The organism is Fibrobacter succinogenes, assembly GCF_902779965.1.
Taxonomy (GTDB): domain Bacteria; phylum Fibrobacterota; class Fibrobacteria; order Fibrobacterales; family Fibrobacteraceae; genus Fibrobacter; species Fibrobacter succinogenes_F.
On sequence record NZ_CACZDK010000001.1, the window covers coordinates 1 to 23,523 of the forward strand.

Sequence of the window (23,523 nt, forward strand, 5' to 3'; positions counted from 1 at the left end):
CGGACAGCTTCTTTCATGACTTCGGGGCCGATACCGTCGCCCGGAAGCACTGCAATCTTGTAATTCTTGCTCATTGTTAATCCTTGGTTTATAATTTGAACGGCTCAAAAATAGCTTTTTTAGCTAGAGTGAAAGGTTTCTTCGGGGGAAAGATTCTATTTTAAATGAGTGTTTTGGAAGAATGGAGACCTTATGCACATGTTGTTCCGTTTTTCGATGCTGCTTTTGCTTGCATTTGTCTTAGCCGGCGCGGCACCGCAGTACCCGTTCCCGCAAAACAAGCAGTACGCCTATGGGCAAATTTTCAACCCCGACCTGAAAAAAACGGAAACTGCCATTCAACAAAAGTTTGCAGACTGGCGCAAAAAATGGGTGACCGAGAACGTCGAGATAGACGGTGTCAAAACCGCATACATCAAAATGTCGGATTCTAAGATACTCCGCATTTCATCTAGGGATATCGCTTTTGGTATGTTGCTCTCCGTGTATATGGCCGATGCGTCCAACGACGCCCAAGCGCTATTCAACCAATTCATGAACTTCTACCGTTGCTTCGCTCTCGAGAACAAAGAACCGAAAACCTGCAAAAGTCAAAACTTCAAAATTATGGCAGGCGAGGTTTCCGAAAATGATTCCAGTTTAGTTCGTTTTATGGGCGTGTCCAACCCCATTGCCGACATGGATGCCGCTCTTGCACTTCTCTTGGCCGACAAGCAGTGGGGTTCCGAAGGTGCAGAAAAATACGCGACCTATGCAGAAACGCTATTGCAGGACATCTACAACAATGATGTAGATGCCAGCGAAAAGACACATATCAAGGCTTATTCGGACAATGATCCCGCATTTAGCCCTAGTTATTCCGCCTTTGCCAACTTTAAAATTTTTGCTGAATCTAGAGCGGCACTCAAGGATGCATGGAATACATTGGCAAATAATACCGCTGCAGAACTTTTCGCATGCCAAGATTCCTCGACGGGACTCGTTCCGCTCTGGTGTGATTATAGCACGCATAAACCGGTGAAGGTTATGGATGATTATTCTTATGAAGAAGGCCCTGGTTTCATTTACGATGCTTTGTTGGTCCCATGGAGAATGGCTACGGCGTATTATTGGTACGGCGACGAAAACGCCAAGAAAGTTAACGATAAACTTACCAAGTGGTTGTCATCTGCATCGTATGGACATGCTAGCTATATCAAAACCTATTATAAATTGGATGGTTCAAACTCGATTTACGGCAAGAAGGACGTCGCAGAAGCTAGCGGCGTTGGCCTAGCGTTTAGTTCTACGGACAAGTACGATCCCTATCTAGAAACGGTCTACGAATCACTGATGAACCTGAATACCAAAACGGCAAGAACGGAGACGGAACGTATTTTGGAACTGTTGCTCTTGACCGGAAACATGCCGGACTTGACACATATGGAAAATACGAAAAACATCGTAACCGCATCGGTTATGCGACAGCCTCAGATGCCTAAGGGTACGCAGGATTCTACGCTCAAGGTTTCCGGTTTCGGGAACTGGGTTACCAAATCGAACGGCTTTAACAAAATCACCATCTTCCCCGATTCCACCAAGAAACCGCTCTTTGCCGATAACGGAAAGGCTTTTGTCAAAGCCGAAATGCGTGCGGAGTCTAGCGTAGGCAAGGATTGCTCAGGAGCAGATTGTTACGTCTTTAGCGGACTCGCTCTTTATCTGGACGACAAGTACCAAGACCTGAGCGATGTAGATACCATCCGCATGACACTCAAGACGCAAGGCGTAATCGAAGTTTCTGCACTTTGCTACGGCAAAAACGAAGATGGGCTCGGGATTCCCTGTTGGAAAGGGGGCCCCATTAACCCCAGCGAAAATTTTACAACCTTAAGCTTCTGGATCGACAACCATGAAATAGAAAAAGAAACCATGGGCAAAGTCAAGGGCTTTGCTTTCGAACCCATGATGACTCCGGGTGGATACGCCTCTATCGAAATCCAGGATATCAAGTTCTTGAATAAAGATGGCAAGCTCGCCAAGGTTTACGATGAACTTAAAATCGATACCACGGCGTCGGAAATCAAGACCGTCACCGTGAAGCCAGTCCCTTCAAATAGCTTGAAGGCAAAGGTCCATGTTGCAGGGCATTTCGTGAGCGTCTCGAACGTGCCCAACGCTTCCAGAGTGCAGTTGTTCGACCTGCAGGGGAAGGTTGTTCTCGAAAGGGTCGTGAACGCAAACGAGGCTATCGAGATACCCCGCGCCGGTTCTTACCTGCTGCGGGTTGACGGCCGTTTTTATCCGGTAAGGATTAACCGTTAGCGCCGCGGCCCGAGTGTGCGGGCCCAATCTCCCTATTTATTTAGCCTGTGCAATCCGCACTTGCTTTACGGTGCCGTTCCTAGCGGAGCATGTAGATGCCCTGGACTTTGATATCACTTATCATGCTTATCCTAAACGCGGATATGTGCAACGGAAGTCCAGTCTTGTCGTAAGTGTCCCGAAATCGGAGAGAATTTCGCCTTCTATTTCAAAAAAGAATGTTTAATATTGACAAAAAACAATAATGATGTATCATCTTGATGTAAAATTAGGCAATTGGGATACATTTAATTCAAAAAATGATAGACTTAACTATTTTTTATTGCAGTTGTTGGATTAGGATCATGAAGATATTTTTTATGAAAAGAAACATGCATGCTATGGTTGTGGCATGCGGTATCACCCTTGGTTTGGCTGGGTTTTGTATGGCAGAAACTCCTCTTAAAACAATTCCCTGGAATGGTCATGTTGGGGCTGTAAGTTTTACCTTTGACGACGCTTACGCAAACCAGGTGCAGAACCTTAAACCGATATTGGAGGCGTTGCCGGATGTCCACGTGACATTTTTCCTCACGAGTATGGGGAATGGCTTGAAACAAAACGCTGCTGGGTTTGCCGCACTTGCAAAAGCCGGAAACGAAATGGGGAACCATACGCAGTCGCATCCGCACTTGACCGGAGTTGGTGATAGTCAATTGGAACAGGAAATTGTCAAGTTCGCAGACGAAATTGAAAGCGTTCTTTCGGAGCAGGGCGCAGATGTGAAGGTGGTTTCGCTGGCGACACCGTTTTGCGAGAACAACGACAAAATTAAAAGCGTGATTGCCACAAGACATTTCATCAATCGCGATTGCGGATGGCATGGACGCAACGATTGGGATACGGAACCGGACTGGATGAGCCTTCAGGCAAAAATCTGGACGCGCTCGGGGGCGACTGTTTCCGAAATGCTTTCGTCGTTGGACACGGCTGCGTTTATCGGCAATTTTGGGGGTGCGCAGCCTTGGGAAGTCCAAGTGAAGGGCGGTTCATGGCTTGTCGTGCTGAATCATGGTGTTACGGATGATGCGGGGGATGACTACGCCATCAATCCGTCGGACATCAAGAAAATTTTTGAACATGCTATTGAAAATAAATTATGGATTGCACCGTTCGGGACCGTTGGGGCTTATCACCGGGCTCATTTTGTGATCGATGCTGCAACTTCGATTGCAACGGAAGACGGCTTTACTGTGAATTGGAAAATTCCGAACGAACATATGCCGAAAAGTGTCCCGTTGCGTGTGAAAATTGATACGAAGAGCGTTGGTGAGAATGCCGTTGTGGTGCAAGCTGGTAAAAAGTTGATTCCTGAAAGCGATGGTTCCTATATCATCGAGTTCATGGCGAAAGAGCTCAAGGTGAGTAAATCTAATACGATTGACATTCCTCGCGATTCTTCAGCCGTGGGCGATTCGACGAATTCTCTTCCGAAATCAACCTCTGCAAATCGCGCTTACTCGAAATATACCGTATTCGACATGAACGGAAATTTCCTCGGCGAGACGACAGGTTGGAACATCCCTGCTAGTATTCCAAAGGGCGCCTACATTGTCCGTGCTGAAGCCGCGGGGCATAAAGCGGTAACGAAAAAACTGGTAAAGTAGTTTTGCTATAGCTCCAATTCCGTTTGCTCGTTCAGTAGCGCTTTGGGGATAGGCTTGTGAAGCATCCTGTAGGCGTTATGCGTTGCTACGCGGCCACGTGGGGTGCGAGAAATCAAACCTTTTTGGATGAGGTACGGTTCATAGACTTCTTCGAGCGTATCCGGTTCTTCGCCCATGGCTGCACTGATGGTGCCGAGCCCCACAGGGCCACCGCCAAACTTGTCAATCATCATGGCTAAAATCTTGCGGTCGGTGGGGTCGAGGCCTTCGCTATCGATGCCGAGCATTTCGAGCGTTTTGATGGCGGCGCGTTCGTCGATGATTCCTGTGCCGCGTACTTGCGCCACGTCTCTGCAACGTCTGAGAACTCGGTTTGCTACACGAGGTGTTCCGCGGCAGCGCCCACCGAGAATCTTGGCTGCATCTTCTGAAAGCTCAACGCCTAAAATTCGTGCGCTTCGCATGAGAATCTTGACGATATCTTTTTCGTTATAAAGTTCTAAGCGGTATTGCAAGCCAAAGCGATCGCGGAGCGGTCCGGTTAAAAGCCCGCTGCGTGTTGTGGCGCCAACGAGTGTGAAATGCTTGAGCGGAAGGTTTACGCTTCGTGCTGCCGGGCCTGAATCGAGCATGATATCAAGCCTAAAATCTTCCATAGCAGGGTAGAGGTATTCTTCGACAACGCGGTTTAAACGGTGGATTTCGTCAATGAATAAAATATCGTTTTCTTGTAAACTTGTAAGGAGCCCCGCAAGATCGCTCGCCTTTTCGAGCACGGGACCGCTTGTGATGTGGATGTTCACGCCCATCTCTTTTGCAATAATGCCCGAAAGCGTTGTTTTCCCGAGTCCCGGAGGGCCTGCGAATAAGCAATGATCAAGTGCGTCGCCGCGTTGTCTAGCTGCTTCAATGGCGATAGATAGGCTTTCTTTGATGTCGTCTTGGCCTGTAAATTCGCTCAAGCTAGGCGGTCGTAAGTTGCGGTCGGAATCGCCTTCGTCAAAAGAACATTTTTGCGGAGAAATTATACGTTGATCATCCATGGGGGAGTAGTTAGTGAGTAGTGGTTAATGATTCGTCTAGTTGCTAATTACAAATACTTGAGAGCTTCTGGGATAAGTGCTGCGGCATCTGCCGCATCTCCAAGAACCTCTACTGCCTTGACAACCGCCTTTTCCGCCATCGGGTCCTTCACGCCAAGCGTATGCAGAGCCAAAACAGCTTCCATCTTTGCTCCGGTGAGTGCGCCCATGCTGGTGATGCCTGACCCTTCGACGTTTCCGAGAGCCTGTAACATGGTTCCTGCTTTTTCTTTGAGCGTGAGCGTCATCTGTTCGCAAGTCTTTTTGCCTAGTCCCTTGATTTTGCCTAGCGCCGCCTTGTTGTCACTAGCAATCATGTTCAGTAGATCAGCTGGAGTGCTTCCGCTCAAAATTCGTTGTGCTAATTTTGGGCCCACGCCATTGACGTCGAGCAGCATGATGAACGTATCTTTTTCAGTCTTGTCGGCAAAACCGAAAAGCGTCATGGAATCTTCGCGCACTACAAGGTTCGTGTGCAAAATGACCTCAGTGCCCTCTTCGGGCAGCTTGCCTGCGGTGTACGCTGAAATGTTGATTCCGTAACCGACTCCTGCACATTCTACAACGATAAACGTGGGGGATTTCTGTACCAGAATGCCACGGATCCGCTCTATCATAATTTCTCCAAATTGCTCTTTTGTGCTACTGCTCAAATATACACTCTTTAAATAGCTCTGTCAAGTCAAATTGTATTTTTTCTCGAAAATTACGGTTCCGCTGCATTCTAACTGCGTTCTCGCTGCAAAAATAGCCTCGGCTCTGTCAAGTTTGGTCGTATGTTTGCGAACCTGCTACGGTTATGCTGCGGCGGTCAAATTGCCCTTTTTAGCCAAATTTCTGCAATTCTGCAGTAAAAAATAATTTCCGATGGGCTTACAAAATGGCTTTTTTGGCTATGGCGCCGAGACCGTATAAAATGGCCCGACAGAGCCCTTTAAATAGTTCTGTCAAGCGAATTTGTTTTTTACGAAAAATGCGTTTCCTTTTTATTTTTATTATTGCTTTGAGCAGACTTCGTTGTTTTATAGTGGACTGAATTTTTTTCACAAATAGATTTTTTTGTGAAATTTCGCAAAAGTTTTTAATTGCTATATGTGAGTATTTGCAAACGATTTTTTGAAAATTTGATAGTGTGATTTTTGTGATACTGTTTTTTCGGGATGATGTATTATATTTCGAAAAGTCCTGAATTTATATTGGGTGTGGTAAGCAAAAGTGGAATTGTTAGGGTGAAAATATGCTGATTATACGAATAAAGTTGTTTATGCAGCGTATTTCACGCCTGTATCGGAAATTATTTTTCTAAACAAAAATGTGCAAGTAAAAATACTTGCACATTCAATTTTTTTGTGAGCTTGCTGCTCAAACTCTGCGTTAGCAATTACTTATAAAATAAAGCGAACCCGCCAAAACGGAGCTTATAAGTAGTAGAACTTTTATGGCGAAAGAGAATAAGTCGCAAAGCGAACAATTCCGCACCGAAGGGAGGACCTGTGAGCGTGCGAGCTTATTCTCTGAAGCCTAGCAGTACTACTTATAAAGCAGTGCGAAAACCATGCCCGGGCGGAAGTACTTACCTGCGGTGTACTTCAAAGCCGTGCTGTGGAGCAGCGTGAAGAGCTCGTTCACATCGACCTTGTTGCTCTTGGCAATGGCGCCGAATGCCTTAGTGAAGGCGGCGAGATTGCGCGGGAGCTTCGGGCTGATGCGGGAGTCGGCGAGGAGTGCGCCCTTCTTCAGAAGTTCCTTGTGCATCTTGTCTGCGGCAGTTGCGCTGAGGCCGAACTTTGCAACGAGAGCTTCCGGGTGGAGGCGGCAAGAACCGTTGAATCCTTCCGGAGCAGCAAACGGCACGCGTGCTTCGTCATAGAGGTTTCCGATCATGGAGTTGGCGAGCACGGAGGCTTCCTTTTCCAAACCGTGGAACATCATGGCGGTCATGATGCTGTACTGAATGCCGATCCAAACGTCGTGAGCCTGGAAGTTGAATTCATCCAGCGGAGATCCGTCTTTATGGACAAGGTTTGCGGCACCGATGAGCGGGCTGTTGGCCTTATAGTTCGTATTGAAAATTCTGAGCAAGTTAGACTTTGCCTTTGCGCTGTCGGTAATCGGTTCGAGGTCGAGCAAGCGGAGGTAAGTGTCGGCAAGCATCGTATCGGCGAACACGTCGTCGCAGTCGTTGGCGATCTTTGCTTCCCAGCTCTTGGTGAAGGCTTCTTTGCACTGAGCTGTAATCCAAGCCTTCTTGAGGCCGCGGAGCTCGTTCTTGGAGAGGTCTTCGCCGTCCGGGATTTCGCCTGCGCAGAGCCATTCATTGATGGCCTTCACGCCAGCGTTCGGATCTTCCGGGAGTTCGAGCGATACCTTCACGGCTTCGCGGAGTTCAGCGTACTTTTCGACGTTCAAGTCTTTCATTTCCATCGGAGTGATGAAGAAGCGGAAGTAGCCTTCGTTTTCGTCCCAGAGCGATTCGGTGAATTCCTTGTTGGCGGCTTCGGACTTGGCGTTCCACTTGGTGGCCTGATCGTTATCGCCGAGGAGTTCTGCAATTTTTGCGGCTGCGCGGAGGCCTGCAATCCAGAGGGAACCGCAGTAAACGGAAATACCGTAGCTGCAGAGGTTGTCGAACGTGTCGTCCGTACCGTGGGTGAGCGGGAAGTTTTCGCCTGGGTTCACCATCTTTTCGAGGTATTCCATGGCAGCGTAAACAGCTTCCTTGCAGTCGGCGAGGCACTGCATGTCCTTCGTCTTGTGGTAGTGACGGTAGACCATGAGCACGTATTTCGGAGCGAGGTCCTTCCATTCCTTCACGTTGTGCCAGTCGTAGGCATCCGGTTCTGCGTCGAAGGGGCTACCGAGGTCGTGGATCACGGCGCCACGTACTGCGCGCGGGCCTTCGAGCTTCGGATCCGGGAGATCGGCGTAGGGGAGGTTCACAAATTCATGGTGGCGGCGACGGTTGTCGTTCACGGCGAGAATGGCATCGCCAAAGCTCTTCATCACGACGCCATCGAGACGCGGCATGAGGGCGAGCAAGCTAAAGCTGCCGTAGAAGTAAACGTCGAGAGAGTTGAAGAACGGATAGTCAGCGCATTCGCGAACCAAGAAGCGGTCTTCCTTGTCCCACACGGTGGCTTCGGCGAGGAAGCTGAGCGTGTTGATGGCGAGGCTCTTGAATTCAGTCTGCTTGGCGGCGGTCTTGTAGAGCTTTGCAACCGGCTTCTTCGGAACAAGGTTTTCAAATGCCTTGAGGCGATCGTCAAAAGTCTTGTCGGCGGCGAGAGCTTCCGTGAGGAGGGCGACCACGCGGCCATATGCTTCCGGGTAGAATGCTGTATATTTCTTGGCGGAGGTGAGCTTGTTCAGCTTGATTTCCGGGAAGTCGAGCACCATGTTGAACTGGAAACTGACCTTCTGCTTCGGCTTGAGCACGGCGGTAACGGCGATGGCGCCTGCAATTGTTTCACGTCCGCTATAGACATTCTTGACCCAGGAATTGGCAACGCGACCGCTTTGGAGAGCTGCCTTCAAGACGGACTTTGCATCGTCCTGGTAGAACATCGGCTTCACGGAAACGTTGAGGTTGTCCTTCTTGTTCCAAGCCACGCTCACGCCCATGCAACCGTTGAAGTCACTTTCGGCGAGAGCCTTTTCGTTATAAAATTCGATACCGCGAACGGAGCGGCCATCTTCGAGTTCCTTGTCGAACTGCACACCCTTCGGGAAACGTGCGGCCGGAACGAGAACAAAGCTAGAGTCCTGAACGCCCTGGCGGTCCTTCTTGGCCATGTAGCCCGTGATGCTGTCCTGAATCTGGACAATCGTCACTTCGCGGGTTTCCTTGGTGTTGTTTTCAAGTGTGAAGACGGTAGCGTTCACTGGGAGGCTGGAGAGACGTTCGTCGCCCGGAGTCACGTAGCTGGACTGCGTTTTGGTGATGGCGACACCCTTGCCTTCGTAAACGGTTTCGCTAACCGGATAGAGGGCGGTGTACTTCATCTTGGCGGCGTCATAGCCCGGCTGGCCGAGGAATTCGCTGTCGTTTGTCCAAGCGGCGGTGAGAGCGCCTTCGCGGGCAGCCTTTTCGCCAACCATGCCGTCGAAGAAATCGATGAGCACGGCGCGGTTGAGGGCGGCAACGTCCTTGCCTGCGGCAATCAAAGCCTGGGTGCGGTCGCTGAACTGGATGTGCCAGCGTTCAAAAGCGGCCTTGTTCGTTTCGAAGAAAGTCTTGTCGGCGAGAACCTTGTTGAGCTTGGCTTCGGCCTTCTTCTGGTCCTTCATGTCGGCATCGCCGAACACGCGTGTGCCATTAGCGTCGAGGAGCGGGAAGTTGTTGTTGTAGATGCCGAATGCGGCGAAGTTGCCAATCACGAGCGCAGCCTTTGCGCTGAGCACAGCTTCCTTGAAGAAGAAGTTGTTGAAGCGGAGGTCAGATGCCTTTTCGGTGCGAACCTGGACGCCCGGCATCACGTTCATCACGGGAGTCGTGCCGGCAGGCGTTGCGGTAAACGTAGAACCGATACCGCCCACGGCAATACCAGTCGTAGAAGGCGTGGTAGAAAGCGGGGTGTACCACGGCTGAATGAATTCCACAGCGAGACCCGGGGTCATCAGCTTCTGGACGGAGCCGGACATTTTTGCACCGGCAAGATATTCTTTAATGCTCATAATGAGGTCCGATATTTAAAGGTTTATACGGGGGGAAAGATAGTATTTTAGAGCTTAGAACTTAGAACTTAGAGCTTAGAAATTGGTTGATAGTTAATGCTTCCCCGTCATTCTGAACGGAGAAGGCGGAAGACAACCTCGAAAGGCGAGTGTTGCAGCCATGCTTGCATGGATATAACCGAGCCGAAGAGGTTGGGGCTTGCCCCATCCAGTAAAGTCTAGTATTGAAAAAACGAGAAATAACTGGGTCCTTCGTCACGTAGTTCCTCAGGACGACGTAGAATTTTCAGTCTTTTTACATGAAATGTTTTTGATTTGAATTATCTTTAGGGTATGACTAAGTTGATTGCACATATGCTCCCCGGTGTTTTCCTCATCGTAGTGTTTTCCCTGTTGAAAGCCTACGTTATTCCTGCACACTTGACCTTTGAATCGTGGTTCGTCTACGTCAACTTTTTCGTTTGGGTCGTCTGCATAACAGTTCCGTGCGTCATCTATTACCTCCGCACCCCACCTGGAATCGATCATAAGTAGGCTGTTTTTGGTAAACTATATTTGGCGTATGTCTAAATCTTGCGCCATGGTTGTTGCCTGCATCTTTTTTTGTGCATGCAGTGATATGTCTATGTTAAAGGGCCGCTTTGATGTTCCGGTCCAGCATAATTTCATCGGTGTAGGGAAGGAACTCCCGCAAAAATCATCTGTTAGCAATGTGGCTGTTTCTGCAGTTTATGTTCAGGAAGATTCCCTGCGGATTCGCGATCTTTATAACGAAAAAGATGTAAAAGATGGTTATTCAAACCCTACTAAAATTGATTTTGTATATAAATTAAATAACTTCCCAATTATGGTGTCTTATACGTACATTTATAAGGGCGAGTTGTGTGTTGCTGGTGTTAGTGCTAGTATCGGCAGGTACTTATTCGGTCGATTTATATTTGGTGTAAACGATAAAAACTATGAAGTCGGAATGTATGGAGACCTAGGCTATGGATTTGATCAGGGCTCCTATGATTATCGTTACGATAGTGGTGGCTTATTTGGTGGTGGACCTTATGGTGACTCGACATATTCGGACAAGTATATCGGACATTATGTGACTTCATTTGGTTTGTACGCGTCTTATTATTACGGACCTTTGGGCGTGACGTATTCTCCATCGGTTTATGCCCCATGGCAACGTAGAGATCTTCCTGTAAATGCTAAGGGTAATGTTGAATCTGAAGGCGCTTACGATATCAATTTTAAGTTTCCGCAAATCGTGAGCCAATATGTAGGTTTGTCGTTTTGGATTACGGATCATTGGAAAATTTCTGGTGGCGTGACGTTCTTGACTCCCGTTGATTTTAATGATTTTGCTATGACTGGGAATACCTCGGTTGGTTTTTGGTTTTAGGGGGTGTTTATGGCTCGTTTGCTTACCTTGTTTGTTTTTCTTTGCTCGATGTTTTTTGTTGGATGTGCAAGTACGACGACTGGAATTCTCAATGTATCGACGTCATCTGATGACGATGAATTTGTGGTACAAGTCGATTCCGTTGTTAAAATTGTAAAGGGCTCTCGCAGCGAGGTAAAACTAGATACAGGTGACCACTTTGTAACAGTTTCGTTTGCCGGAAAAACTGTGGTTGATACCCTGGTCCATGTGGAGGGACGTAGCCCGGGGGACTTGTTCCTGGCTTGGATGGGGGGGGGCTGCTGTTGGTGCGGGTATTATGACATTTGCCTGGAGTAAAATTTGGTTAGTTGTTGTTCCTGTAGCTGTGGGAATATCTACGTTATTTACAACATCGCCGGGAAAAGTTCAATTGCATGCCGTAAAACAGAACGATGAATCTCCTCAATTATATCAATCGGATCGGTTGTTTTTGCATATTTGGGACTTACATCCAAATTTGGGCATTTCAGAAAAATTTGGGGTTTCAAACGTGTTGCGTCCTGATGGATTGTGCTACGATCGCAAAGTGAAAGTTGTGTGGGTACAAAGTGAGGTGAATTCTCGTATATATCCTCTGGATTTAGGGAAGGATATTGAAGTTTGTTTACTAGATGTTGATGGGGAACACCTGTCTTGTGAGTCTTCTGATAATACAATGCTTGAAAAATATCCCTGTCGATAGATAATTAAACTATATTTGGCCCATGTTTAAAATTGGCGTCATGGCTTCCGGCGGTGGAAGCAACTTCAAAGCGATTATTGATCACATTGGTTCGGGTGACCTCGAAGCTCAGTGTAAGTTCTTGATTACGAACAACGCGGGTTGTGGTGCTGTGCATCATGCCGAGGAATATGGAATCCCGGTTTACCACATCTCGGGCAAAACGCATCCGGATCAGGCGGCATTTGAAGCGGCCATGCTTGAAGTTCTCGACAAGTACGATGTGGATCTTTTGATTTTGGCGGGTTACATGAAGGCGCTCCCGCTTTGCATGCTCAAGCGCATGCCGGACCGCATTTTGAACATTCATCCGTCGCTGTTGCCGAAGTTTGGCGGTAAGGGCTTTTTTGGACATCACGTTCATGAAGCTGTGCTTGCCGCGCACGAAACGGAATCTGGCCCGACGGTGCATCTCGTGAGCGAAGAAATCGACCGCGGTCGCATTTTGGCGCAAACTAAAGTTCCTGTGATGCCGGACGATACGCCCGACACGCTTGCCGCTCGTGTGCTGGTGCAAGAACACGCTCTGTACTGGAAGACTATTCGCGACTACGCCAAGTCGCTGGGTTTGCGTTAATGTCATCCTGAGGGCTTCTTGAACCGCGTCATGTTGAGAGGCTTCGCCTGTAGCGTCATCCTGAGGGGCTTGCCCTGAAGGATCCAGTAAAGTCTTGAAATTGCGAAACAAGAAATAACTGGATTTCTCACTACGTTCGAAATGACGAATGCAAATCGCAGAAAATGACGATGAAGCGTTTCGTGTTGCCGCCCGCGTCATCCTGAGCAACGCGAAGGATCCAGTAAAGTTTTAAAATGAAATTTAAACTGCCCGCATTTTTGGAAAACATTGAATCCCCGGTAGAAGGGGAGGTGGCGCTGCGCAAGTTTGCTGCAAATCCACTTGCGTTTGGCGGTGACTTGGACTTGTTTTCTGCGAGTGCGAATGGAGCGCTTTCTGGAAACGCGACGGAAAATTCTGCAATTGTTGTGGGCATTGACGAAGTAGGCCGAGGACCGCTTGCTGGCCCTGTTGTGGCATGCGCTGCCGTGCTTAAGTCCCCCGATGCGCTCTTGACGCTGAATGATTCCAAGAAGCTTTCTCGCCCCAAGCGCGAAGCGATGTTTGATGCGGTTAAGGATGCTTGTGCTTGCTATGCGATTGCTAGCGCGAGCGTCGAAGAAATCGACGAGATGAACATTCTCGAAGCGGATTTTTTGGCCATGCGCCGTGCGTTGCAAGCGCTCGGATTCCCGGGCCTCAACGAATCCGCCCCCGAAATCCCCATCGAAGTCAAAGGCTCTTTCGCCGAAGCCGCGGCTGCCGCTCGCAACGCCATCCGCGTCATCCTGACGCCGAAGGCAGAAGACAACTCAGAAGGCGAGTGTTGCGACCATGCTTGCATGGGCATAACCGAGCCAAAGAGTTGGGGCGTAGCCCCATCCAGTGGCGGTTTACCAAAAATTCTCATTGCCGTTGACGGCAACCTCAAAATCGACAAGATGCCGCAAGACATCCAGATGCCCATCGTCAAAGGCGATGGCCGCATCGCAAGCATTTCGGCTGCCTCGATTCTTGCGAAAGTTTTTCGTGACCGCTATATGGATAAATTAGAAGAACTTTATCCGGGTTACGGCTTTGATAAGCATGCCGGTTACGGCACCAAGGCTCACCTCGATGCTATCCGCCGCCAAGGCTTTACGCCTGCACACCGCAAAAGCTTCCACCCCAAAAGCCTGTAACGCATTTGGCTGAGCGCTGTTGCTTATCGCGTCATCCAGAGGGGTATGCACCGAAGGATCCAGTAAAGTCTTGTATTGTGAATACGAAAAATGACTGGATTCCTCACTTCGTTCGGAATGACGGGCGTGAGAGTTTCTCGTACAGTGTCATCCAGAGGGCTGAACGCCCGAAGGATCCAGTGAAGTCTTGTGTTACGAAACAAAATATAACTGGTTCCTTCGCGTTGCTCAGGGTGGCGAGTGCGCGGAATGTCCAGAGTGACTGAGACGCAATCCGAGAAATGACTGGGTCCTTCGTCACTGCGTTCCTCAGGACGACGATGATGATACAAAAGAAAAGAGACTCAGCTTTCGCCAAGTCTCTTTTTCTGCGGGTGCCAGGACTCGAACCTGGAGCAGTATGAAGACCGGCCGAGCCAACATTGCGATAAGAAAGTCTTGGCTCGTCCTCTCGCCAACACGACCGGTTGATACCGGTCGCTTATGGCTCACGGCGGCTCCAGTTTCTCGTGAAAATAAAAACAGAAAAGGCTAGTCTTTCGACTAACCTTTTCTTCTGCGGGTGCCAGGACTCGAACCTGGAGCCTTTTGGTTCGTAGCCAAACGCTCTATCCAGTTGGGCTACATCCGCGTTTTGTTTTGTTGTCTTCTCTCGTTGACGGGTCCAAATATAGAATAATCGAGAATAATGTCAAGGGTAAAAGGCAAAAAAAGTGAAAAAAATTAAAAAAAGTTTTTAGAGCGTGATTTAGACCCTGTTTTTGGTCCAATTTAACTCCATATAATTGAATTGAAATTGTTCTTTAGCTATTTTTGTCCCCAAACTTTTTTAGTGTTGATGAAAATGAATAAGTTCAAAGCATTCATGAAAACTTTTGGGTCGCTCGTCAAGAAGTATGGAGCTATCGTTTGGCTGAAAATTTGGAGCGTAATAAAGATTGCGTTCGCGAATAAGGTCTTCCGATGGTTCTTTATTTTTATGTGCCCGATTATCGTGGCGTTCATTGCGGCTTTTGTCGTCTATGTCCATTATTCGCCGCAATTGCCGTCGCTCTCGCAGCTCGAACAGATCAATCCGAGGCTGGTGACCAATATTTTTGACAAGGATGGTCAAATTGCTCATGAGTATTTCGTGGAACGCCGCGAATGGACTTCGATTGACTCGATTCCTCTGGATGCAATTCATGCGGTGATGGCGACCGAAGACCGCGCTTTCTATAAGCACTGGGGTATGAACGTTTGGGCGATCCCGTCTGCTATCATCGAGAGTGCCATGTCTGGCAACAAGCTTCGTGGTGCATCAACGCTCACGCAGCAGCTCACCAAGCTCTTGTTCCTCACGCCGGAACGTTCTCTTTCCCGTAAGATCAAGGAAATGATGACGGCTATCCGCATCGAACAGACGTACACGAAGGAAGAAATTCTTGAATTCTACATGAACGAAGTTTACCTCGCTGGTGGTAACTACGGTTTCCAGGCGGCTGGCAAGTTCTATTTTGGCAAGCCTCTCGATAGCCTTTCTATCCCAGAATTTGCGGTGCTTGCTGGTATGTTGCAGCGTCCGGAAACGTACCGCCCTGACCGTCACCCAAAGAATTCTCTCCGTCGTCGTAACACGGTGCTTTTTGCCATGTACGATGCTGGTTATATCACTCGCGATGAATACCACAAGTATGTTAGCACTCCGATTGAACTTGCCAAGAAGGAAGATGTCACCGGAACGGGTCTCTATTTCTTCGAAGAAATCCGCAAGTACATGGAAAAGAAGTATGGTGAAAATTCGCTTTATGCCGATGGCGTGTCCGTCTATAGTACGATTGACCCGGATATCCAGGCCTTCCTTGATAGTGTAGCCTATGTTCAGGTCGAAAAGGTGCGTCGCCGTATCAAGTACCGTGCTACGCGTAGACTCCAGCTCACGAAAAAGTACGACATGCCCGAAGATAGCATCGTTGCTCACTTCGACAGCGTCTATACGCTTTTCAAGAAGGAATATCTTTCTGCGGATACGGTGAAGAATAGGCGTGGTCAGTTTGCCCGTTTCCCGGACAGTATCCGTTATCACCATGCCGAAGTTGCTGCTATTATCATTGAAAACGAGACGGGTGCAATCCGTGCTATGGTAGGCGGTAGTGACTTTAACAAGTCCAAGTGGAACCGCGCTGTGCAGTCTTTGCGTCAGCCGGGGTCTTCGTTCAAGCCGATTGTCTATTCGACCGCAATGGACAATGGTGCAAGCCCTTGCGACTCCGTGAACGACCAGCCGGTGACAATCCCGGATCCGGATGACAAGAACCCGAACAAGGTTTGGCGCCCGGGTAACTTCGAACACGATTTCGAAGGTATGATGACGCTCCGCCGTGCGCTCTACAAGTCCAAGAACTTGCCTGCAATTTTGACTGGCATGAAGTATGGCCTTAGCAACGTGGTGAACTATGCCCGCAAGTTTGGTATCAAACGAGCCCCGCTCCAGGCCGTGCCGAGCTTGGCTCTTGGCTCTGTGGGGGCGACTCTTATGGAAATGACTTCTGCTTACACGGTGTTCCCGAACGGCGGTAACCGCATCGAACCGTACATGATCGAATCGATTGTAGACCGCAATGGTGAAATTCTCGAAAAGAATTCAAAGGTTGAACACGAAGTGTTGCGCCCGGCATCGGCTTACTTGATGGTCGATATGCTCAAGGATGTGAACATTCGCGGTACGGCGGCTCGCGTTTGGAATTCGGGCTTCCGCCATCCGAGCGGTGGTAAGACGGGTACGACGAACGACTACACGGATACGTGGTACATCGGCTTTACCAAGCAGTACACGATGGGTGTCTGGGTGGGTTCCGATACGCCGGGGACCATGGGTGCCGGTCATACGGGTACCGAAGATGCTCTCCCGATCTGGATGGCTACGATGTCCAAGCTGCATAAGGATTTGCCGAAGCTTCCGTTCCCGGTTCCGCCTGGCGTGATTAGCCGTGGTATTTGCAACCATACAGGCCTTGTTGCCGGTGAGTTCTGCTCCGAAAAGACCTATTGCCTTTACACGGCGGGGTATGGCCCGACGGAACGTTGCGATGGAAACCACTTTGGTTCTCAGACAAAGTCTGCGGATAACGCTACTTTGTTCAGCAACAAGGGCGTCGTAGAAAATAACCGCTACGAAGCTCCGCAGCCCAAGAAAAAGAAGGGCAAGAAGGATCCGGAACCGCAGCCTAAGCGCAATACGAGAAAGATGTTCTAGAGGTGGTGAGGTCGCCGATTCACGGCTTTGAGGTGTGAGGTCGGCGCGTCGTGCCTTTGAGTCTAGGACTTAAGTTTGAAATTTGTTAGTACAAGAGCCCGCCTTTGGCGGGCTCTTGTCATGAAAAGCAGCGGCCTTGCGCCGCATTTTTTTTGTATGTCGTAACCCCGGTTTTATACTGAGGTCGTCTTTGTACATCGTCATTTTGATGCTCTCTGCTCGTCATTCTGAAGGGCGTAGCCCTGAAGAATCCCCCGAAAGGCGAGAGTCGCAGCCATGCTTGCATGGATATGACCGAGTCGAAGGGGGAGGGGCGTAGCACCATCCAGTTAAGTCTTGATTGTACAGTAACTAGATCCTTCACGTTGTTCAGGATGACGTCTAGTGGGTTCTGTGACTGGATCCTTCGTCACTGCGTTCCTCAGGATGACGTTTGAAGGGGACTTCTGGATGCTGTCATAAGGTGACCCCGCAACAAGTGCTGGGGGACAGTGAGAGTACAAAAAATCCCGACTCATTGTTGTGAGTCGGGATTTCTGTGGAGTTAGAATATGAAATTCTAGTTATTAAATGCGCTATGTTCGCGCATTTAACATTCGCACCTAGCGGTCGTAGATTACATCATGCCGCCCATGCCCATGGACGGATCCATAGCCGGAGCTGCCGGTGCCTTCTGTTCCTTCTTTTCGGTGATCACGCAGTCAGTCGTGAGAATCATCGAAGCGATGGAGGAGGCGTTCTTGAGGGCCGTGCGGGTCACCTTAGCCGGGTCGATAACACCAGCCTTGATGAGGTCTTCGTAAGTGTCGGTCTTAGCGTTGTAGCCAAAGCCGTCCTTGCCTTCCTTGACCTTGTTCACGACAACAGAGCCTTCGAGGCCAGCGTTCTGGACGATCTGGCGGAGCGGTTCTTCGATAGCGCGGCGGATAATTGCTGCACCCGTCTTCTGGTCGGCATTGTCGAACGTGAGAGCGTCGATAGCCTTTTCTGCGCGGATGAGGGCAACGCCACCACCCGGAACGATACCTTCTTCGACAGCAGCGCGGGTTGCATGCATAGCGTCGTCGACGCGGTCCTTCTTTTCCTTCATTTCAACTTCGGTAGCAGCACCGACCTTGATCACAGCGACGCCACCGGCGAGCTTTGCCAAGCGTTCCTGGAGCTTTTCGCGGTCGTAGTCGCTCGTAGTAGCTTCGATCTGCTTCTTGATCTGGCCGATACGGGCCTTGATGGAAGCGGCGTCGCCAGCACCTTCGACAATTGTGGTGTTGTCCTTCGTGATGGTGATGGACTTTGCCTTACCAAGCACTGTAACCGGAGCGTCTTCGAGCTTAGCACCCGTGTCTTCGGAAACGAGCATACCGCCTGTGAGGATTGCGATATCTTCGAGCATTGCCTTGCGACGATCGCCAAAGCCCGGAGCCTTGACTGCAGCAACCTTCAAGGTGCCGCGCATCTTGTTCACAACGAGCGTTGCGAGAGCTTCGCCATCGACGTCTTCGGCGATGATGAGGAGAGACTTGCCCTGCTTTGCAACGTGTTCGAGCATCGGGAGCAAATCCTTCATGGTAGAAATCTTCTTGTCGTACAAGAGAATGTACGGATTTTCGAGAGCGACTTCCATGCTGTCCGTGTTGGTGACGAAGTACGGAGAGAGGTAGCCACGGTCGAACTGCATACCTTCGACAACGTCGAGGACTGTTTCTGCAGTCTTGGATTCTTCGATGGTGATGACGCCATCGTTGCCGACCTTTTCCATAGCGTTGGCGAGAAGTTCGCCAATTTCCGGGTCGTTGTTGGCAGAAATCGTTGCGACCTGGGCGATGTGTTCCTTGCCGTTGATCTTGACGGCCATCTTGCCGACTTCCTTGATTACGGCTTCGACAGCAGCGTCCATACCGCGCTTGATGTCCATCGGATTTGCACCGGCAGCGACGTTCTTCAAGCCTTCGCGAGTGATTGCCTGAGCGAGAACGGTTGCAGTCGTGGTACCGTCACCAGCAGCGTCAGAAGTCTTGTTGGCGACTTCCTTGGCCATCTGTGCGCCGAGATTTTCGTATGCGTCTTCGAGTTCGACTTCCTTAGCGACAGAAACGCCGTCCTTAGTGACGTTCGGAGCACCGAAGGAGCGTGCGATCATGACGTTACGGCCCTTAGGACCGAGAGTAACCTTAACTGCATTGGCGAGCTTGTCAACGCCCTTCATGAGGGATTCGCGTGCTGCCACATCAAACTTCAATTGCTTTGCCATTTTTGATTGTCCTTTTTAAAATTTTTGATTTAGTTAGAAGTTGGAAGTAGGAAGTTAGAAGTGAATTTTTCGCGGCTTCGCCGCCCGTTTTAGATGTGCCTACGGCACCATTTTTTATCCTGTCTACTGCCTACTGTCTACTACAAAGTAGCGATAACGTCGGATTCCTTGACGATGAGGTAGTTTTCGCCATCGACGGTAACTTCGGTACCACTGTACTTGCCGTAAAGCACCACGTCGCCAACCTTGACTTCCATAGCGACGAGTTCACCCTTGTCGTTCTTGCGACCCGGACCTACGGCCACGACCTTACCTTGCATCGGCTTTTCCTTTGCATTATCCGGAATGAAGAGACCGGAAGAGGTCTTCTGTTCGGCTTCTGCCGGCTTGACAACGATTCGATCTGCTAAAGGCTTGATCATTATTTTTATCCTCTTTTGGGCTTTGCCCTTTGTTAAATTGCTTGGTCCTATTGAATTTGGTTATGTTCCAATTTGGACCGTTTTTGTTTTCGACCCTTTTAGAGCAATTTCCGTGCCAAAGTTCCAATTCTATAGAATATGTGTGAAGAATGGTGCGCGACAATTAAAAACGTTTTGTTTTGAAACTGGAACATGCGACACTTTTTTTTGATGTGTTTAAAAATGAAACTTTATCATTTTCCCCGTGAGGGAAAAAATTGAGGTGTAAGGGGCCTAATTGGAGTTGTTTTCTGATTTCAAATGATTATAAATGTGTTTTTTTGTGTATGATTTTTTTATCTTTCACCTTACGTAAGGGTGTTTGAAAGCACTAAAATGTAAAAGGGTTTTTGAATGAAAATTGTTCTTCCTGTTGCTGGAAATGGCGTTCGCCTTCGTCCGTACACGGAAAATCTTCCAAAATGTTTGCTTCCTGTTGCTGGAAAGACAATCATAGATTGGATTGTCGATGATGCTCTTTTTTTGAAACCTTCCGAGACTATTTTTATAACGGGATATAAAGCTCCAGTTGTTGATGAATTCTTGAAGCAGAAACCTGAATGGGGTGCCGTTCGTACTGTTGTTCAGTCCAATCCGCAAGGTTTAGGAGAGGCTATAAGTCTTTCTCTTCCGTATGTTAACGATGACGAACCGCTTTTAATTATTCTTGGCGATACGCTGTTCGAAGCTGACTTGTCAATTCTTAGTAAGGCTTCTGAAAATATTCTCTATACGTTCAAGGTCGAAGATCCCAAGCGTTTTGGCGTTGCCGTGACGGATGCTGATGGCCGTATTGAACGCCTTGTGGAAAAGCCGCAAGAATTCGTTTCGGACGAAGCTATAGTTGGAATTTATTACATCAAGGATGTCAAGGCCCTTAAGGAAGCCTTGAATTACCTGATGCAGAACGATATCCGCACGAAGGGCGAGTTCCAGTTGACGGATGCGCTTGAACGTATGATTCAGGGCGGTTGCAAGTTCCGTACGGCTCCGGTTCAAAAGTGGTTGGACTGCGGCCTCGTTGAAACTTTGCTTTCGACGAATGCGCATATCCTTAAACGTAATGCTGAATCGGTTCCGCAGTTCGAGGGGTCCGAAATTATAGAACCCTGCCATATCGGAAAAAATGCGGTTATCAAGAATTCCAAGGTCGGTCCTAATGTGTCGGTTGGGGATAATTGTGTGATTGAAAATGCTGAAATCAGCAACGCAATCCTTTGGGATGGTGTTAAGGTTGCTAATCAGAAGCTTGCGGGCACGGTGGTTCACGAATAATTTTTGAAAGGCCTTTGCACAAACTGTGCGACCCGTACGAATCGCATTTAAAAAGGACATCGCAGCGCGATGTCCTTTTTGCATTCCTCTAGTAACTATTAACTAATAACTATTAACTAGTTACTAGTAACTGCGCCTCCGGCGCTACTGCACGTCTACAGTGACTTTGTACATCGACTTGTCCTTGAAATTGCGGAGGGCGTCTCTCGGAGCCGTGATGACCTTGAGGTTCTTCTTGGTGATGCCCGGCTGTGCGCGTAACACCTTGAGCAAATCGGCGTTTCGCTTTGCCGCCATTTGCGGAAGAACCTTCATCATGTAGTTCTTGTCGATTTCGGCGGAATGTTCCTTGACGTAAGCCTTGAATTCCGAATCCTTGTCCTTGATTTCTTCGATGGCTCTGTAGTCGAGTTCGTTCAGTTCGGTCTTGTTGTTTTTTTGTTTGTAGAAGTCAATCTTGAGCTGCTTGACTTTGTATTCCTTAGCCGTCTTTCTCGGGTTGTAATACTGCGTGAAAATCAACATGAGGTTTTGATCTTTCTGGATCATTTCCGTCATCTTGATGGCCTTGGCGTACTGCTCGCTTGTGAACGATTCTGTGTTTGCATCAATTAGCACTTCGTCGTTCTTGCCGAGGTCAAAGCCAAGGGCGCTTGCTCCTGCCATGGCGAGGTTTCCAACGAGTCTAAACGGAGACACGGCGACCTTCACGAGCAGGTTCACGACGGTCTTCCAAATAATCTTGCCGTAGGAAAATTCTGGGTCATCGAGGTTGCCTTTAACCGGCACGTCGAATTGAATCTTGTCATCCTTATCCTTCAAAATGTAAAGGCCTATCTTCATTGGAACGGTGTATTCCGGATCGATGTCATCGACCTTGTTGCCGACGGTGATATTGTAAATGTCGATAGTGTTCTTGCTATTGAGATTGCGTTCGACAATCTTGTTATCGCTAGCGAAGGCGAGTGTTCCGGCCTTAATGGGGTAGGCCGTGTAGTGTAGCGAGTAGTTCGAGAAATGCTTGAGCGCAAGGTTCTTGACGCTGATGTAAATGTCCATCGTGTTGAGGTTGCTGAGTGCGCCGTGGTACTTGAGCGCGAGGCTTCCGCCTTCGGGGAACGAGGCTGCGACATTCACGTTGCAAGGAGTATCGTAATTGATGTTTTGGCCGGTTACGGTAATGGCGCTCACTTTATAGTTAAACGGACGGATAATGGTGTGGTCGGTTGCTGTAATGTATGTGTTTTTGACCAAAAGCTTGTTGATTTTTGCCTTGAGTTTTTTGGCCTTGGCGGGCTTTTCGTTAGCGGCTTTGGCGACTTTCGTTGTGTCACTTGCGGCTTCATTTGCAGCTTCTGCAGGTGGTTCGGCGCTGGGTTCTGCTTTGGGTTCGGCCTTGGGCGTTGCTGCAAGGTTTGCGGTTTTATCAGCCGGAGTTTCGTCCTGGGTGATGGTTGAATCCGATGCCGCGGAATCGGCACTTGTCTTGCTCTTGCTCATCGGGGTAAGGAGTATGTCAAAATTTGTCTTACTATCCTTGTACAAGTCGATGTGGGCAAATGCGCCGTCTACGATGACAGAATCGATGAGGTAAGCGTTTTCGGTCAAGTTGGCCTTGTTGATGCCTACGATAACGTTTTCGGCGCCGAGTTTGCTTCCGCTCTTTTCGGTGAGGTCAATTTTATCGAGTGTAACTTTACCCTTGACATTCGAGGAGAGAATGCTGTTGATGTTTCCGGTGATGGTGATGTTTGCTGAAAGGTAACCCGAAAAGTCTTTGTATGTGATAAAATCGTTCAGGTACGGCTTGATGCAAGCGAGTGCGAATCGATGGAGGTTCAAGTAAATGTCGAAATTGTACGTGGCCATGTTGGCATCGACTTTTACGCTCAGGTCACCACCGTCTGCGAATTTGAGGCTTACATCGACGCCAGTGGCGTTATCTTCGAGGTAGACTGCCGGAATGTTGATCGAGAAATCCTTGAGGTGGAACTTGGAGCCAATCTTTGTGTCTTGGTAAATGATGTTGCCTTTTTCGAAGATGATGTTGCGGAGGCTGAGTTTGACTGGGAGGCCGGCTGCGATTTCTGCGGCACTTTTGCCTTCGCTATCCTGAACTTTCTTTTCTTCGGGGTGCTCGGCATAATAGATGCTATCTTTCTGAGCAAGAAAATCCAGAATGTCGCTGAAGTTGAATCGTGCGCCGTGCTGTGTGGTGCGCACATAAAGCGCTTTCATGTAGATGTCGCTAATATCTAGTGTTCCCGTGATAAGTTTCAGCGGATTGATGTTTATGCTGAACTTGTCGAATGCGACAAATTTTGTCTTGTCGTCGGCTTCCATGACTGCGAGTGTATCGACATCGAGAACATAGGTGAACGGGTTCAGGCTGATATCCTTGATGGTGATGCTTCGACCAATCATTTCTTTGGAATGTTCTTCGATGTAGCTGCGGGCGATTTTTGGCCCAATGAGGAGTGCTGCAAAGTAGAGGACGACGAGTGACCCCAAAACGATGAGGGTGATTTTGACGGGCTTTTTCAATTTCATAGTTGTAATCCCCTTGGCGTCCAAAGCCATGGTTAAAATTTCAACATAAAATAAAATAGCAAAATCGTATCTTTTGGCATCTTGTTGCAAAATATTGTATGTTGTTTACCGTAATAAACAATAAGGTTGCTTTTTTTAAGATTGTC

The 23,523-nt window shown here is 48.7% G+C and carries 17 protein-coding genes and 1 tRNA gene; 10 read left to right on the plus strand and 8 right to left on the minus strand.

Annotated elements, in window-relative coordinates; all coding sequences use genetic code 11:
* Positions 1–74: hypothetical protein (locus HUF13_RS17515; RefSeq protein WP_369697067.1), on the minus strand; the 74-nt coding region annotated here is incomplete at its 3' end.
* Between the two features lie 118 nt (positions 75–192).
* Between HUF13_RS17515 and HUF13_RS00005 the strand changes: the two genes are divergently transcribed.
* On the plus strand, positions 193–2,304 hold the full coding sequence (locus HUF13_RS00005) for a glycosyl hydrolase family 8 (protein WP_173473228.1): 2,112 nt from the start codon (positions 193–195) through the stop codon (positions 2,302–2,304).
* Positions 2,305–2,729: 425 nt separating this feature from the next.
* Positions 2,730–3,950, plus strand: a complete 1,221-nt coding sequence (locus tag HUF13_RS00010) for a polysaccharide deacetylase family protein (RefSeq protein WP_290924038.1) — start codon at positions 2,730–2,732, stop codon at positions 3,948–3,950.
* Positions 3,951–3,955: 5 nt separating this feature from the next.
* Here the strand turns inward: HUF13_RS00010 and ruvB are convergent, their stop codons facing one another.
* The 3 genes from ruvB to HUF13_RS00025 all read right to left on the minus strand — a co-directional run bounded on the left by ruvB (position 3,956) and on the right by HUF13_RS00025 (position 9,706).
* The gene (gene ruvB, locus HUF13_RS00015) at positions 3,956–4,993 is read right to left on the minus strand and encodes a Holliday junction branch migration DNA helicase RuvB (protein ID WP_173388310.1); all 1,038 of its coding nucleotides are present in this window, start codon (positions 4,991–4,993) and stop codon (positions 3,956–3,958) included.
* A gap of 47 nt (positions 4,994–5,040) precedes the next feature.
* On the minus strand, positions 5,041–5,649 hold the full coding sequence (gene ruvA / locus HUF13_RS00020) for a Holliday junction branch migration protein RuvA (protein ID WP_173473229.1): 609 nt from the start codon (positions 5,647–5,649) through the stop codon (positions 5,041–5,043).
* Positions 5,650–6,562: 913 nt separating this feature from the next.
* Positions 6,563–9,706 (minus strand): GH116 family glycosyl hydrolase, encoded by a 3,144-nt coding sequence (locus tag HUF13_RS00025; protein WP_173473230.1) that lies wholly within the window; start codon positions 9,704–9,706, stop codon positions 6,563–6,565.
* A 333-nt stretch (positions 9,707–10,039) separates the two neighbouring features.
* Between HUF13_RS00025 and HUF13_RS00030 the strand changes: the two genes are divergently transcribed.
* From HUF13_RS00030 to HUF13_RS17190, 6 genes are all read left to right on the plus strand, one after another.
* Complete coding sequence (locus HUF13_RS00030) at positions 10,040–10,240, plus strand: hypothetical protein (protein ID WP_173473231.1); 201 nt, start codon at positions 10,040–10,042, stop codon at positions 10,238–10,240.
* A 28-nt stretch (positions 10,241–10,268) separates the two neighbouring features.
* Complete coding sequence (locus HUF13_RS00035) at positions 10,269–11,102, plus strand: hypothetical protein (protein WP_173473232.1); 834 nt, start codon at positions 10,269–10,271, stop codon at positions 11,100–11,102.
* A 9-nt stretch (positions 11,103–11,111) separates the two neighbouring features.
* On the plus strand, positions 11,112–11,441 hold the full coding sequence (locus HUF13_RS00040; protein ID WP_173473233.1) for a hypothetical protein: 330 nt from the start codon (positions 11,112–11,114) through the stop codon (positions 11,439–11,441).
* Positions 11,422–11,826, plus strand: a complete 405-nt coding sequence (locus tag HUF13_RS00045; protein ID WP_173473234.1) for a hypothetical protein — start codon at positions 11,422–11,424, stop codon at positions 11,824–11,826. The genes HUF13_RS00040 and HUF13_RS00045 overlap by 20 nt, the downstream gene beginning before the upstream one ends.
* Before the next feature lie 22 nt (positions 11,827–11,848).
* The gene (gene purN / locus HUF13_RS00050; protein ID WP_173473235.1) at positions 11,849–12,442 is read left to right on the plus strand and encodes a phosphoribosylglycinamide formyltransferase; all 594 of its coding nucleotides are present in this window, start codon (positions 11,849–11,851) and stop codon (positions 12,440–12,442) included.
* Positions 12,443–12,678: 236 nt separating this feature from the next.
* The gene (locus tag HUF13_RS17190; protein ID WP_304038654.1) at positions 12,679–13,605 is read left to right on the plus strand and encodes a ribonuclease HII; all 927 of its coding nucleotides are present in this window, start codon (positions 12,679–12,681) and stop codon (positions 13,603–13,605) included.
* 557 nt (positions 13,606–14,162) lie between these two features.
* Here HUF13_RS17190 and HUF13_RS00065 read toward each other — a convergent pair.
* A tRNA-Arg gene (locus HUF13_RS00065) sits at positions 14,163–14,236 on the minus strand.
* A gap of 213 nt (positions 14,237–14,449) precedes the next feature.
* Here HUF13_RS00065 and HUF13_RS00070 point away from each other — a divergent pair.
* Complete coding sequence (locus HUF13_RS00070) at positions 14,450–16,840, plus strand: penicillin-binding protein 1A (RefSeq protein ID WP_173473236.1); 2,391 nt, start codon at positions 14,450–14,452, stop codon at positions 16,838–16,840.
* Between the two features lie 616 nt (positions 16,841–17,456).
* Here the strand turns inward: HUF13_RS00070 and groL are convergent.
* Together groL and groES are read right to left on the minus strand one after the other, a co-directional pair.
* Positions 17,457–19,091, minus strand: a complete 1,635-nt coding sequence (gene groL, locus HUF13_RS00075; protein ID WP_173473237.1) for a chaperonin GroEL — start codon at positions 19,089–19,091, stop codon at positions 17,457–17,459.
* Positions 19,092–19,231: 140 nt separating this feature from the next.
* Positions 19,232–19,522 carry a co-chaperone GroES gene (groES, locus tag HUF13_RS00080; RefSeq protein WP_366520311.1) on the minus strand — a complete coding sequence of 97 codons (291 nt, stop codon included), beginning with the start codon at positions 19,520–19,522 and terminating at the stop codon, positions 19,232–19,234.
* Between the two features lie 384 nt (positions 19,523–19,906).
* On the opposite strand from groES, the gene HUF13_RS00085 reads away from it, so the two are divergent.
* Positions 19,907–20,827 (plus strand): sugar phosphate nucleotidyltransferase, encoded by a 921-nt coding sequence (locus HUF13_RS00085; RefSeq protein WP_173473238.1) that lies wholly within the window; start codon positions 19,907–19,909, stop codon positions 20,825–20,827.
* A gap of 144 nt (positions 20,828–20,971) precedes the next feature.
* Here HUF13_RS00085 and HUF13_RS00090 read toward each other — a convergent pair whose 3' ends face one another.
* The gene (locus tag HUF13_RS00090; RefSeq protein WP_304038655.1) at positions 20,972–23,377 is read right to left on the minus strand and encodes a DUF748 domain-containing protein; all 2,406 of its coding nucleotides are present in this window, start codon (positions 23,375–23,377) and stop codon (positions 20,972–20,974) included.
* Positions 23,378–23,523 lie beyond the last annotated feature (146 nt).

Bases quoted from the DNA above. Each gene is read 5' to 3' on its own strand.
- HUF13_RS00005 (WP_173473228.1), top strand. From the start codon at position 193: ATGCACATGTTGTTCCGTTTTTCGATGCTGCTTTTGCTTGCATTTGTC.
- HUF13_RS00010 (WP_290924038.1), top strand. From the start codon at position 2,730: ATGGCAGAAACTCCTCTTAAAACAATTCCCTGGAATGGTCATGTTGGG.
- ruvB (WP_173388310.1), bottom strand. From the start codon at position 4,993: ATGGATGATCAACGTATAATTTCTCCGCAAAAATGTTCTTTTGACGAA.
- ruvA (WP_173473229.1), bottom strand. From the start codon at position 5,649: ATGATAGAGCGGATCCGTGGCATTCTGGTACAGAAATCCCCCACGTTT.
- HUF13_RS00025 (WP_173473230.1), bottom strand. From the start codon at position 9,706: ATGAGCATTAAAGAATATCTTGCCGGTGCAAAAATGTCCGGCTCCGTC.
- HUF13_RS00030 (WP_173473231.1), top strand. From the start codon at position 10,040: ATGACTAAGTTGATTGCACATATGCTCCCCGGTGTTTTCCTCATCGTA.
- HUF13_RS00035 (WP_173473232.1), top strand. From the start codon at position 10,269: ATGTCTAAATCTTGCGCCATGGTTGTTGCCTGCATCTTTTTTTGTGCA.
- HUF13_RS00040 (WP_173473233.1), top strand. From the start codon at position 11,112: ATGGCTCGTTTGCTTACCTTGTTTGTTTTTCTTTGCTCGATGTTTTTT.
- HUF13_RS00045 (WP_173473234.1), top strand. From the start codon at position 11,422: ATGACATTTGCCTGGAGTAAAATTTGGTTAGTTGTTGTTCCTGTAGCT.
- purN (WP_173473235.1), top strand. From the start codon at position 11,849: ATGTTTAAAATTGGCGTCATGGCTTCCGGCGGTGGAAGCAACTTCAAA.
- HUF13_RS17190 (WP_304038654.1), top strand. From the start codon at position 12,679: ATGAAATTTAAACTGCCCGCATTTTTGGAAAACATTGAATCCCCGGTA.
- HUF13_RS00070 (WP_173473236.1), top strand. From the start codon at position 14,450: ATGAATAAGTTCAAAGCATTCATGAAAACTTTTGGGTCGCTCGTCAAG.
- groL (WP_173473237.1), bottom strand. From the start codon at position 19,091: ATGGCAAAGCAATTGAAGTTTGATGTGGCAGCACGCGAATCCCTCATG.
- HUF13_RS00085 (WP_173473238.1), top strand. From the start codon at position 19,907: ATGAAAATTGTTCTTCCTGTTGCTGGAAATGGCGTTCGCCTTCGTCCG.
- HUF13_RS00090 (WP_304038655.1), bottom strand. From the start codon at position 23,377: ATGAAATTGAAAAAGCCCGTCAAAATCACCCTCATCGTTTTGGGGTCA.